This is a genomic window from Streptomyces djakartensis, from assembly GCF_014651075.1.
GTDB classification, from domain to species: Bacteria; Actinomycetota; Actinomycetes; order Streptomycetales; family Streptomycetaceae; genus Streptomyces; species Streptomyces djakartensis.
Genome location: NZ_BMWE01000001.1, coordinates 101,721 through 113,475 on the forward strand (window position 1 = coordinate 101,721; position 11,755 = coordinate 113,475).

Here is an 11,755-nt window from a genome sequence, read left to right on the forward strand (position 1 = left end):
GGGCCGGGGAACCGCCCGGCCCTCCCGGCCTCTCCGGGTCATGCCGCGCGTCGGGCGCCCCGTTCCATCAGGCCCAGCGCGGCGCCCAGCAGCGGCCGGGCGGGACGGGGCAACGGCAGCCGGGGGGCCCGGGACCGATGCCAGGGCAGCCGGTCGGGGACGTCGCCGGTCAGCGCCTTGGCCACATGGGCACCGTGCGCCACGGACATGGCGAGGCCATGACCGCAGCAGCCCCCCAGGTACCAGACGTCCGGACGGTCGGCGAGTGGTCCGACGACCGGCAGACCATCGGTGGTCATCCCGATCTGTCCGGCCCAGCGGTGGGTCACCTCGACCTCGGCGAGGGCCGGGTGCAGTCCGCGCAGCCGCTCCTCCAGCCCCCGCCACACCGCCGCCGAGCCCGAGTCGTCGGCCACCGGCGCGAGCAAAGGCCTGCCTCCGCCCAGCACCAGCCGCCCGTCGTGGGTGAGCCGGAAGTACGGCGCCAAGGGATGGGCGTCGATCAGCGCACAGCCGGTCCGGCCGCCCAGCGCCTCCTGGGCGTCGGCGGGCAGCGGCGCGGTCGCGATGGCGTGCACCAGCAGCGGCAGCACCGTGCCGACCGGCAGGCCGAGGGCGCCCGCCGCCGCGTTGACGGCCAGCACCGCCTTGCGGGTGCGTACCATCCCCCCGGGAAAGACGAGACGGGTCTCGGCGGCGGACTCTCCGGGTCTGAGCGCCAGCAGCGGACTGTTGCCGAGGAAACGGACGCCCTTGGCGGCGCAGGCACGAGCCAGGGCGCCGGTGAGGGCCGCCGGGTCGAGGGTGGCCGCGCGGTACAGCAGGCCGGCGTGGAAGGGCACGTCCACCCGGTCGCGAATGTCCGCCGCGGAGAGGGCCGGTACGTCCAGACCGAGCTCCCGGTACGCCGCCGCCTGCCGGGCGAGTGTGGCCAGTCCGTCGGCGGTGCGGGTGGCCACCACCTGTTCGCCGGTTCGGCAGGACGTCGCCACGCCCAGCCGGGCACACAGTTCGATGACCTGCTCCACGGCCTCGACGCTGGCCGTGTACATGCGGCGGGCGGTGTCCGGGCCGAAGCGCCGCACGGCCTGGTCGACGGGCGGGCCGACACGGGGGCCGAGCAACCCGGTACCGCGTCCGCTCGCGCCGGCGGCGGGGCCCTCGGCGTCGACCACCAGGATGTCCAGGGACGGGTCGCGCTCGGCAAGGTGGTAGGCGGTGGAGAGCCCGGCGAGACCGGCGCCCACCACCGTCACGTCCGCCTCCAGCAGCCCGCGCGCCGGCGGCGGTGCCGGTTCGTCGCCGGAGGGCGCCGTCATGGCCGGGTCGGGGCCCCGCCAGCAGGGGCGGCCGGCCGGGGGTCTGGTCACGCTTCCTCCAGGGGCGGTCGGTGGTCGGGGGCGACGGAGAGCGGGACGCCTTCGTCGGCGAGCGTGTGGAAGGACCTGCCGTGCCAGAGCAGGGGACGGCCGGCCGCCGTGCGCACCGCCGCGATCCGGCCGACCACCAGGCAGTGGTCGCCGTAGCGGCGTATGTCCTCCGTCAGGCAGACCGACCAGCCGAGGGTGTCCTCCAGTACGGGGACGGCGAGCACCCGGCGATGGTCCACGCCCGCGAACCGCTCAGCGGAGCCGACCCGGGGGTCGGCGAAGAGCTTCGCGCGCGCCCGCTGCGACTGCGGCAGCAGATTGACGGCGAAGCGGCCCCTCGTCTCGATCACGGAGAGGGTCCGCGAGCCGGTGCCCATGCAGACGAGCAGGAGGGGCGGATCGGCGGAGAGCGAGGTGACCGCCGAGACAGTGCTGCCCGCCGGGCCGTCCGGGCCCTGCACGGTCACCACCGTCACGCCGGACGCCAGCCTGGCGTAGAAGTCCAGGCAGGCCTCCTCCCCGGCTTGCGGTGTGGTGAACGGGTCCGAGTCGTCCCGGTCGCCGAGGGGTGCTCCGGTGGTGACCTGGCGCATCACCGGGCTCCTTTCTGAAGTGCGTTGGAGAAGCTGCCGGTTCCGGGGCATGGGCCGGACCGGTCAGGACGGTCCGGCCCCGGCCGGGGCGGCCCCGGCCGACGGGCTCACCGGCCCGCCTCGAGCGCGTCGCGCAGGGCGACGAGGGTGGCGCGGGCGGTGGTCCGGTTGCGTGCGGACCGCCGTACCACTCCCGTGAGCAGCGGGGCGACGCACGTGATCAGATGGCCGTGCATGCCTCGTCGCCGGTCGTACCACTCCTCCGTCACCTCGCAGCCCTCCGGCACCGCCGCGAAGCGGTAGCTCCAGCGGGAGAGCGGGACACCGAAGAAGCTGACGTCGAAGGTGAACACCTCGCCGGGAACGGATTCCACCACCCGGCACAGGGTCACCCAGGGCAGCCAGGACGCGCGGTTGCGGCCGAGGAAGCGGGTCCCCTGCCGCAGTCGGCCGCCACGTCCGAGGAGCCACGCGCCTTTGCACTCCGGGCTCCACTCGCCCATGCGCCGCACGTCGCTGACAGCGGCCCAGGCCGTCTGGGGTGACGTTCTGACCGTCACTCTCTCGGCCACTATCGGTGCGGTCATCAGGTCGCTCACCGTGTCACCTTCCGAAGTCACGGACATTCACCGGCGGGCCGGGGCCGGGGTCTTCCGTCCCGGCATCCACCAGTTCCAGCGGTTCATCAGCCGCATGGAGGCCGGCACCACGAGCAACCGGATCACTGTCGCGTCAAGGGCGATCGCCACCGCCATGCCGATACCGATCTGCTGAATGGGCACGATGCCCGCGAACGCGAACGCCGTGAAGACCGCCACCATCAGCACGGCGGCGCCCGAGATCAGCGGCGCGGTGGCGGCCATACCGCGGGCCACGCTGCCGGTCTCGTCCCCGGTGGCGACGTAGTCCTCCCGGATCCGGCTGAGCAGGAACACCTCGTAGTCGGTGCTCAGGCTGAACAGCAGGGTCACCAGCAGCACCGGGACGAAGTTGGTGAGGTTGCCGCTGCTGTCGAAGCCGAGCAGGCCGCTGCCCCAGCCGTCCTGGAAGACCACGACCAGCACGCCGTAGGTGGCGGCCATCGAGACCAGGTTCATGAGGATCGCCGACAGGGGCAGGAACACCGACCGGAAGGTGAGGAGCAGCAGCAGGTAGATGACGGCGAGCATGGTGCCGACGACCGGCAGCATGCTGTCCGAGATCACCTCGTTGGCGTCGACGCCCTCGGCGGTCTCACCACCGGCGTGCACGCGCCAGCCGTCCGCGGCCGCCAGCCGGGCGGATGCGGTACGCACCGACTCCAGCAGGTCGCGTACGGATGGGGAGGAGGCGGTGTCGTCGCCGACCACCTCGATCACCAGGGTGCGTCCGTCGGCCGAGACGAAGTGGCGTACGGCGCCACGCAGATCGGCCGGCAGGGCGGCTGCCGTCCGGGGTGTCAGGGCGGCGAACGGGCGGTCGGCGTCCACCTTGCGCAGCGGGTCGACGACGGAGTCGACACGCACCGCGCCGGGCAGGCCGGCCAGTTCGTCGTGGAGCCGGAGCAGCCGGGCGGAGTCGTCCGCAGGGCGCTGCCACAGGGGGGCGTCGGACTCCACGACGACCTGGATCGGTGCGGCGCTGCCCTCGCCGAACTGCTCCTTGGCGATGTCGTATCCCTCGCGCACGGCGGCCCCCGTGGGCACCACCCGGGCGTCCGGAGTGAAGGTCTCCAGCCTCAGCGACGGCACCGCGAGGACGCCCATCGCGACGAGGCTGATCAGCAGGAAGGCGACGGGGCGGCGCATCACGGCCCGGCTGACGGTCACCCACCGGCTCTCCCGGCCGGGCTGCCCCGCGGCGGCGCGGCGGCCGACCGCGCCCCACTCGATCCGGGGACCGAGCAGATGGAGCAGGACAGGCAGCAGCAGCACGCTGGTGAGGATGGAGAAGGCCACCACGACCACGGCGCCGAGCGCCATGGACCAGATGACGTTGAGGTCGACCAGGAAAAGGGTCGACATGGCGGCGACGATGGTGACGCCGGAGGCCACCACCGTCTCGCCGGAGGTCCGCAGGGTACGGGCGACGGCGCGCTCCACCGCGTCGGCGGACGGCTGCGGCCCCTCGGCCCTGAGTTCGTCCTTGAACCGCATGATGACGAAGAGGGAGTAGTCGACGCCGACGCCGAGTCCCAGCATGGTGGCGGCGTTCTGGACGAATACGGAGAGCTCGGTGTGGCGGGCGAGGACCGCGAGCAGTCCGAGTGTGAAGGCGACCGAGGTGATGCCGACGAGCAGCGAGGCCAGGGCGGCGGCGACGCTGCGGAAGAGCAGCAGGAGCACCAGGGCGATCAGCGGCAGGGTGATCAACTCGGCACGAAGCAGGCCTCGTTCGCTGAGGTGGTTGACCTCGCCCCAGAGTGCCGCCTGGCTGACCAGCGAGACCCGCAGTCCCTGGCGTTCGTAGGTGTCGCTCAGTCCTTCCTGGATCCCGGGCAGTACGCGGCGGGCGGTGCCGTCGTCGAGACCGGAGCCGAGCCGGACAAGTGCCGTGTGACCGTCCTTGCCGGCGAAGGCGCCGCGGGCCTGGTCGCCGGTGAGCGTGGTGTAGCCGTAGGAGCTGGTGACCTTCAGCCCCGGGTCGCGGGTGACGCGGTCGACGACACCCCGGACCCTCTTGTCGAAGTCGGGGTCGCCCCGGTCGTACCGGGTGTCCTTGACGACGAGGGTGACAGAGGTCGCGCCGCGCCCCTCGAATCCGCGGGTGACCCGCTGGGCGGCTGTCGCCGAGTCCGAGCCCGTCACGTACCAGCCGCCGCCGCTCAGCGCGTCGGCGAGTTGAGTGGCCCCGTAGCCCGCCACCAGGAGCAGCACGATCCAGAGCATGGCCAGCGGCCTGCGGCGGCGACGGGTCAGCCGGGCGGTGCCCTCGGCCAGCCTGGCCACGTACCCGCGGTCGCCCGGCCCGCCGTGCGGACCACCGTCACCGGAGGACGGGGCCGCGGTCCGGGTCGTCTGTTCCGTCATGCGCGGATCGCGATTCCGTGGGTGCGGTCGTCGGTGAGGATCTCCATCAGGGCCCGGTTGCCGGCGCGCAGCCGGTCGGTGCGACCGGTGATCTTGTTGGTGATCTGCACCTCGCAGGCGGCGATCTTGGTGTTGAGGCAGTGCTTGATGCCGCCCGGCGGGTTGTAGTAGTTCAGCCCGACGAAGTGTTCCGGCCGGGCGGTGAACCGGCCCCGGATGTCGACGGTGTCGTCGCTGCTGGCGAAGTTCCAGTAGAAGTAGCCGAAGTCGGCCTTGGCGGTCAGCGCCTGGCGCAGTGACACCAGGGAGTACTCGCGTTCCTGGTGACGCAGGACCAGGAAGGTCACCATGGGGGTGGTCACCGGACCGGCGATGCGGGTGCGCCCGGTGACGATCTCCAGGAAGCTGTCGGGTTCCTCGTCGAAGCCGGCGACCTGGCCGAAGGCGTAGTAGTCGGTGTGCCTGCTGCCCCAGTTGTGGCACTGGCTGCCCGTCCAGCCGTCGATGTCGACGGTCCGGCCGTCCACGGTGAGAGTGCCGTCGTACACCGCGAGCGGCACGCCGACCAGGTTCTTCGCCTTGGGGAAGCCGCCCGTGTACATCGTGGGCGGCAGCAGCAGAAGCGGCGGCTCGTCGCCCTTGTACGTCAGGTCCCAGGCGATCCGGCCATTGGTGCCCACCGCCTCACCGCGCAGGGCGCCCGGTTCGAGCACCCGGTCGCCCACCCGGGCGCTGAAGGTGTCCCGGTCGAAGGCGCACTCGGCGATCGGATACTCCTCCTTGGCGACGACGTGCTCCCCGGTGACGCCGTCGAAGTAGATCGCCCACAGTTCGCCTATGGCCGCGTCGGGCATGCCGGCCGGGCTGAAGATGGTGTAGCGGATCCAGAACGCCTTCGGCTCCGTGGGGTGGTTGCCGCGCTGGTAGAAGCTTTCGTAGTGCCCTTCGCGCTGACCCGGCCGGTAGTACGTCCGGTTGAGGGTCAGCGCGTCGGCGGTGGTGTAGTCGGTGTGCATCGAATCCGTCTCCTCCGGTCTGCCGGTGCGCCGCGCGCGTGCACGGCAGACGTGCTGTCGATCGGCCTGTCAGTCCGCCGGGGCGCCCGCGGCCACCGCGGCGCCCGCGCTGATGGCAGCGTGGCGGCGCTCATGCAGCGTCATGACCATCCCGTACTTCGGCCGCAGGGTGATGGTCGCGTGATTCACCACCCGATGGGACGGGACATGCCGGAAGTCGTACCGCCGGATGAGTGTGGCCAGCAGCAGATGCGCCTCCATCAGCGCGAAGTGCTTGCCGATACAGAGGTGCGGACCGGCGCCGAAGGGCATGTGCGCGAAACGGTGGCGGCCCTTCTTCTTCGCCGCGGCGAAGTGGTCGGGCTCAAAACGCTCGGGGTCACTCCAGTGGCGCGGGTGCCGGTGGATGTTGAACAGGTTGACCAGGACCCGGGAGCCCTTCGGCACGTGATGGCCGCCGAGCACGGTGTCCTTGAGCGTCAGCCGGGGCACGATCGGCGCCGACGGATACAGCCGCAGCGCCTCCTCGAAGATCTGCAGCAGATACGGCATCCGGCGCAGATCGTCCGCGGTGGGCATCCGGCCCCCCAGCTCCCGGTCCACCTCCTCCTGCGCACGGCGCAGCACCTCACGGTGCTGGGAGAGCAGGTAGAAGGCCCAGCTGAGCGTGACGGCGGTGGTCTCGTGGCCGGCCGCGAAGGTGGTGATGATCTCGTCGCGCAGCTCTCGGTCGTTCATCCCCTCTCCGGTCTCCTCGTCCCGGGCGGCGAGCAGCATGTCGAGCAGGTCCTTGGCGCCGTCCTCGGGCGTCCCCGCGGCCCGGCGCTCCTCGATGAGGCCGTACATCATCTCGTCGAGGCCCTCCATCACCTGCCGGAAACGGCGGTTGCGTGGGGTCGGCCAGGTGGTGGGCGGGCTGAACGGGTTCTGCAGCCGGTCGAAGGCGTAGTTCACCGCCACGTCCACGGCTTCGGGGCTGAGCTTGTCGCGGGTGCGGGTGACGTCGGTACTGAACATGCAGCGGCTGACGATGTCCAGGGTGACCCGCATCATCTCGCCATGCACGTCCACCTCGGCGCCGGAGGCGTAGGCGCGCTCCATGTGGGCGAGCTGGTCGGCCGTGGAGTCCACCATGGCGCGGTACATCCCCGAGAGCGCCTGCTTGGAGTAGATCGGCTGCATCATGCGCCGGTTGCGCATCCAGCTCTCGTGGTCGTCGCTGGTGAGCAGCCCTTCCCCGAGGATGAGCCGGAGCGGGTTGTCCGGGCCCAGTTTCCCGTACGTGGCGCTGTCGGTGAGTACTTCGCCGGCCAGCTCGGGGCTGGAGACGCCGTGCACCACGACCGAGCCGAGCCGGTAGCGGACGAGGTCACCGTGGGCCTTCCACCCCAGGTACATCGCGTCGAGGATGTCCTTGCGGAAGTCCACGACGTTGCCCAGTACCGGCAGGCCGTCGGCCTCCGGCGCGGGTCCGTTGTGCTGCCCCACTGCCATGTTCGCCGTCCTCTCCACAGCCGTCACTTCTGTCCGAGGGCGCACACCCAACCGAGCGAACGGCGTGGCTCGGCGACGAACCGGACGTTGCGGAAGCCGGCCTTGGCCAGCATGTCGGTCAGTTCGGCACCGGACAGGATGTGCAGCCCGTCCCGCTCCGAGCGCTCGGTGAACTGCCGGCCGAAGAAGCGCTGGATCAGCGAGGGGTGGTCGTCGGCCGCCTCCCGGCTCATCTCCAGGGTGATCGCCACCTGCCCGCCCGGCCGGAGCACACGGTGTGCCTCGGCGAGCCCGCGCATCGGGTCGGGCCAGAAGTAGAAGGTCTCGATCGCGCTCACGTGGTCGAAACTGGCGTCGTCGTAGGGCAGTTCGGCCGAGTCGCCGTGCCGGACCTCGACCCGTCCGCGGGCGATGGCGTCGGCGTTGCGGCGAACGGCCTGGCTGACCATGTCCATCGAGTAGTCGACGCCGGCGACGAAGCCCTGCGGCGTCCGCTCGGAAAGCAGCTTGACCGCCATCCCGCCACCGCAGCCCACGTCAAGAACGCGCTGGGAGCGGCGCACCTCCATGTGCTCGATCGCCCACACCGTCAACGAGCGGTGCTGGAGCGTCATCAGGTGGCCGACGAGTTGCCCGGCCGTGCCGTTGGGCTGCCGGAAGTTCGCCTCGACCACTTCCAGGGGTTTCTTGAGCAGCGTGCCGATCATCCGGCTTTCCCTTCGCAAGCTTGCGGGTGGGGAGACATTCCCGGCCGACGGCGCGAGAGAGCCGCCGGAATCCCGGCCGGGCCCCGGCCACGGCGACGGCCGGAGATCGTCGGCTCGGGGGCCGTCGGCCGGGCCATGGTGCGTTGCGGCCCTCCGGGGAAGCGGACCGCGTGGTCCGCTTCCCCGGAGGGCCGATGCGGAGAGGGCAGGATTCGAACCTGCGAGGGCTTGCACCCGATCCGGATTGCTCCGGAACCCCGTTGGGCCGCTTCGGGTACCTCTCCAGTGCGGCGGGGCCGAAGGACGCTCGCCCCGTTCGCCGGTGTCCATGATTCTGCCGCCCTCTCCTGACATTCCACTGAGACGGTTCTGAGACGCGGGGTTCACCGGCGTCCAAGCAGGCCATCTTTGAAAGGAGTTCCAATGGGGGGACGGCCTCCGGCGCATGTCACGCGGAGGCCTCGGCGAGCGGAGAGATCTTGTGCCCGAATTGCCCGTGGATACCATGAACAAGAAGAACGACCCCTGCCGGCTGCACGACGGCGAGGCGCGACGGCTCCTGGCCGGAGCGCGCTGGCGCCGGATGGTGGCGCTCGGCGAGGGCAGGGCGGACCGGCGTGCGGAACCGGTCGAGGGTTACGGCAGCGCGTGCTGGCCCGAACTGGTCGCGGACGCCCTGCGGGAGGGGGAACCCGCGGTGGCCTGCCTCAACCTGCTGAGCGGGCGGGTGCGGCAGGCGGCCGACATCCGTTCCCGGCAGCTTCCCGAGGCGCTGGCCTTCGGCGGGGACCTGGCGGTGATCCAGCTGATCGGCCACGAACTGCTGAGCCCGGGCTTCGATGCCGGCACCTTCCGGACGGAACTCGTCCGGATCATCGCCCCGCTGCGCGAACGCGGTTACGACGTGCTGCTGGTGGACCCCTTCGATCTGACGCGATCACCGGGGGCAGGGCAGCTGGACCACGAGGTGGTACGGGCCCGGCAGCGCGCCCAGGTCAAGCACTCCCGGACCCTGGCGCTGAGGCACGGGGCGCTCCATGTGGACCTGTCGTCCAGTGGGCCCGTGGCTGACGCCGGGATGTGGGACGGTACCGGGAGGGCGCTGAACGGCCGTGGTCATGCCGTGACGGCCGCGGCGGTGGTGCGGGCACTCGGCCGGCACCTCCGTCCGTCGAGCCCGGGCTCTTCGCCGGCCGGCAAGGTGCCGCGGCCCTGAGAGGGGGCGCGGGGGCCCAGGGAAGACGGGCAGCGCTTTCGCAGGGGTGAGGACGGCACGTCTGCCGGGCGCCGGCCGCCGGGGCAGGGTCGCACGGAGCACGGCCGGACGCCGAGGGCGGTTCGTCAACACGGTGACGGCGGGTGCGGGCGGAGCCGTCCCTGGTGCCCGCCGCTCGCCGAGCGGGTGCCGCCGGTCGCCGGGCCCTCACCCGGCCGGCCTCACGACGCGACGGTCAGGCGCACCGACGGCCCGCGTCCGGTCGGGTGATCACGGCGTTCCGCAACACGGTTCAGCTCTCCAGCACCTGCTTGAGTCGCCCCAGCGTGGCGCGCATACCGGCCAGGTTGGCGAGATGGCGCCGATCGGGACGGGTGCCGGTGAAGATCCGGCCGAGCAGTTCGGCGACCCCGCCACGCCGGCCCGTGCGCAGGTCCTGCCAGTACTCGGTCACCCGGGTCCCGTCCGCTTCCGGCGCGAACCGGTAGCCCCAGAGGGCCACCGGGAGCCCGAAGGTGCTGACCCGGAACGCGAAGACGGCACCCGGCTCCGCGCTGGTGACCCGGCAGCTGGTGAACCACACGAACGGCCCCTTGCGGTTGAAGCCGATGAACCGGGAACCGGCCGGGACGGGGCCGTGCGGCACTCCGCGCACCGCCACGCACTCCGGGCTCCAGCGCCCCATCGACCGCACGTCCGCCACGGCGGCATACACCCGTTCGGGCGCGGCCTTGATGAAGACGCTCTCCTCGATCTCCCAGCGGCGTTCCACCGGAATCATCGACTCCCTCCAGGACCGTTCACCCGATAAGTCATGTACTCGTCAGGCGCGTGTGAGCAACAGTACTGCGTTCTGGCCCCCGAAGCCGAAGGAGTTGCTGACGACCACCTCGACCGGCGTCGCACGCCCCTCCTTGGCGACCACGTCCAGCTCGATCTCGGGATCCAGGCTCTCCAGGTTGGCGGTCGGCGGGACGAACGAATCCGCCAGCGTGAGCGCGGCCACCGCCGCCTCGATCGCTCCGGCGGCGGCGAGCGAATGCCCCGTCACGCCCTTGACCGAGGTGACCAGCGGCCGGTCTCCGAGGGCGCCTCGGATCAGACGGGCCTCCGTCGCGTCATTGATCAGGGTCGAGGTGCCGTGCGCGTTGACGTGGTCCACCTCGTCCGGGCCGACGCCGGCGTCCCTGAGCGCCGCCCGCAGCGCGAGCCCGGCGCCCGTGCACTCCGGGTCCGGCGCCGTCGGGTGGTAGGCGTCCGCGGAGGCGCCGTAGCCGCTGATCATCGCGCGGATCCGGGCCCCTCGTGCCCGGGCGTCCCCGGCCCGCTCCAGCACCAGCACGGCGGCACCCTCGGCGACGACGAAGCCGTCCCGGTCCGCGTCGAAGGGACGGGACGCGCCACGAACGTCGTCGCTCCGCCGGGACAGCGCGCCCATCTGGCTGAAACCGGTGACCAGCGAAGGGGTCAGAGGCGCCTCCGTGCCCCCGGTGATCACCACGTCGCAGGCCCCCGAGCGCAGCAGATCACGGGCGGTCCCGATGGCGGTCGTACCCGAGGCGCACGCCGTCGCCGTCACCAGCGACGGGCCGCGGGCGCCGAACTCCATCGACACGTACCCGGCGGCCATATTGGCCGACAGCATCGGGATGAGCCGGGGGGAGACCCGGCGCGGCCCCGAGTCGAGAAGCCTGCGATGCTGCGTCTCCCAGGTCTCGGCGCCGCCGATTCCGTTGCCGAGCACCACACCGACACGGGCGCCGTCCCAGGTCTGCGGATCCAGGCCGGAGTCGGCCACCGCCTCCATGGCAGCGGCCAGCACCAGCTGGCTGGAGCGGTCGAACTGCCCGGCCCGGCGCCGGCCGAGCACCGCGACCGGGTCGAAGCCGGGCACCCTGCAGGCGAAATCGGTCGTGATGCCCGCGAGTTCCGGCATCCTGACGGCCTCCGTGCCGGCGCCCTCCCGGATGCGCTCCCAGGACGCGGCGGTGCCGGCCCCGGCCGGGGTCATCATGCCGAGTCCGGTGACGGCCGCGTCGAACCGCTCGTGCTCGCCGCTCGGGCTGCCGCCCATCAGACGGCTACCGTCTTCTGCTCGATGACCTGGGCCGCCTGCGCCAGCGTGGAGTCGGGGCCGACCTCGTCGTTGGTCAGCGCGACACCGAACTCCTCCTCGGCGGCGACGGTGAGTTCGACCAGGGCGAGCGAGTCCATCTCCAGGTGCCCGAACGTGTCGTCCGGGTTCAGCTCGTCGGCCTCCAGCCCGAAGCCCTCGGTCAGCAGCTTGACGAGACGGTCGTAGACGTTGCTCATGGCAGGCTCCTCGATGTCGGTGGCCGGTCCGTGCGGAC

The 11,755-nt window shown here is 71.8% G+C and carries 11 protein-coding genes and 1 tRNA gene; 1 reads left to right on the forward strand and 11 read right to left on the reverse strand.

The genetic code is table 11. From position 1 onward, the window contains the following. Positions 1-38 precede the first annotated feature (38 nt). The 8 genes from IE212_RS00450 to IE212_RS00485 all read right to left on the reverse strand — a co-directional run bounded on the left by IE212_RS00450 (position 39) and on the right by IE212_RS00485 (position 8,472). Positions 39-1,370, reverse strand: coding sequence for an NAD(P)/FAD-dependent oxidoreductase (locus IE212_RS00450; RefSeq protein ID WP_229863958.1), 1,332 nt, complete (start codon positions 1,368-1,370; stop codon positions 39-41). After that, positions 1,367-1,963, reverse strand: a complete 597-nt coding sequence (locus tag IE212_RS00455) for a flavin reductase family protein (protein WP_190195633.1) — start codon at positions 1,961-1,963, stop codon at positions 1,367-1,369. Before IE212_RS00455 ends, IE212_RS00450 begins: the two co-directional genes overlap by 4 nt. A gap of 107 nt (positions 1,964-2,070) precedes the next feature. After that, a complete protein-coding gene (locus IE212_RS00460; protein ID WP_190195634.1) occupies positions 2,071-2,562 on the reverse strand; it encodes an SRPBCC family protein in 492 nt (163 codons plus the stop codon). Positions 2,563-2,589: 27 nt separating this feature from the next. Further along, positions 2,590-4,971, reverse strand: coding sequence for an MMPL family transporter (locus tag IE212_RS00465; protein ID WP_190195635.1), 2,382 nt, complete (start codon positions 4,969-4,971; stop codon positions 2,590-2,592). Next, entirely contained in the window at positions 4,968-5,987 is a 1,020-nt protein-coding gene (locus IE212_RS00470; protein ID WP_190195636.1) for a hypothetical protein, read from the reverse strand. Before IE212_RS00470 ends, IE212_RS00465 begins: the two co-directional genes overlap by 4 nt. A gap of 69 nt (positions 5,988-6,056) precedes the next feature. Then, on the reverse strand, positions 6,057-7,481 hold the full coding sequence (locus IE212_RS00475) for a cytochrome P450 (RefSeq protein WP_190195637.1): 1,425 nt from the start codon (positions 7,479-7,481) through the stop codon (positions 6,057-6,059). Positions 7,482-7,504: 23 nt separating this feature from the next. After that, entirely contained in the window at positions 7,505-8,188 is a 684-nt protein-coding gene (locus IE212_RS00480; protein WP_190195638.1) for a class I SAM-dependent methyltransferase, read from the reverse strand. Between the two features lie 197 nt (positions 8,189-8,385). After that, positions 8,386-8,472 (reverse strand) — tRNA-OTHER (locus IE212_RS00485). A 221-nt stretch (positions 8,473-8,693) separates the two neighbouring features. Between IE212_RS00485 and IE212_RS00490 the strand changes: the two genes are divergently transcribed. Then, positions 8,694-9,404: an SGNH/GDSL hydrolase family protein gene (locus IE212_RS00490; RefSeq protein ID WP_190195639.1), complete on the forward strand. Its 711-nt coding sequence runs from the start codon at positions 8,694-8,696 to the stop codon at positions 9,402-9,404. A gap of 292 nt (positions 9,405-9,696) precedes the next feature. Here IE212_RS00490 and IE212_RS00495 read toward each other — a convergent pair whose 3' ends face one another. From IE212_RS00495 to IE212_RS00505, 3 genes are read right to left on the reverse strand one after another with little or no spacing between them, the layout of a single operon-like run. Beyond that, positions 9,697-10,185, reverse strand: coding sequence for an SRPBCC family protein (locus tag IE212_RS00495; protein ID WP_190195640.1), 489 nt, complete (start codon positions 10,183-10,185; stop codon positions 9,697-9,699). 42 nt (positions 10,186-10,227) lie between these two features. Then, the gene (locus tag IE212_RS00500; RefSeq protein WP_190195641.1) at positions 10,228-11,478 is read right to left on the reverse strand and encodes a beta-ketoacyl-[acyl-carrier-protein] synthase family protein; all 1,251 of its coding nucleotides are present in this window, start codon (positions 11,476-11,478) and stop codon (positions 10,228-10,230) included. Continuing rightward, on the reverse strand, positions 11,478-11,717 hold the full coding sequence (locus IE212_RS00505; RefSeq protein ID WP_190195642.1) for an acyl carrier protein: 240 nt from the start codon (positions 11,715-11,717) through the stop codon (positions 11,478-11,480). The genes IE212_RS00500 and IE212_RS00505 overlap by 1 nt, the downstream gene beginning before the upstream one ends. Between the last annotated feature and the right edge of the window lie 38 nt (positions 11,718-11,755).

Excerpts from the sequence above, each read along its gene's own strand:
- IE212_RS00475 (WP_190195637.1), bottom strand. The coding sequence starts at position 7,481 with ATGGCAGTGGGGCAGCACAACGGACCCGCGCCGGAGGCCGACGGCCTG.
- IE212_RS00505 (WP_190195642.1), bottom strand. The coding sequence starts at position 11,717 with ATGAGCAACGTCTACGACCGTCTCGTCAAGCTGCTGACCGAGGGCTTC.
- IE212_RS00465 (WP_190195635.1), bottom strand. The coding sequence starts at position 4,971 with ATGACGGAACAGACGACCCGGACCGCGGCCCCGTCCTCCGGTGACGGT.
- IE212_RS00455 (WP_190195633.1), bottom strand. The coding sequence starts at position 1,963 with ATGCGCCAGGTCACCACCGGAGCACCCCTCGGCGACCGGGACGACTCG.
- IE212_RS00490 (WP_190195639.1), top strand. The coding sequence starts at position 8,694 with ATGAACAAGAAGAACGACCCCTGCCGGCTGCACGACGGCGAGGCGCGA.
- IE212_RS00470 (WP_190195636.1), bottom strand. The coding sequence starts at position 5,987 with ATGCACACCGACTACACCACCGCCGACGCGCTGACCCTCAACCGGACG.
- IE212_RS00495 (WP_190195640.1), bottom strand. The coding sequence starts at position 10,185 with ATGATTCCGGTGGAACGCCGCTGGGAGATCGAGGAGAGCGTCTTCATC.
- IE212_RS00500 (WP_190195641.1), bottom strand. The coding sequence starts at position 11,478 with ATGGGCGGCAGCCCGAGCGGCGAGCACGAGCGGTTCGACGCGGCCGTC.
- IE212_RS00480 (WP_190195638.1), bottom strand. The coding sequence starts at position 8,188 with ATGATCGGCACGCTGCTCAAGAAACCCCTGGAAGTGGTCGAGGCGAAC.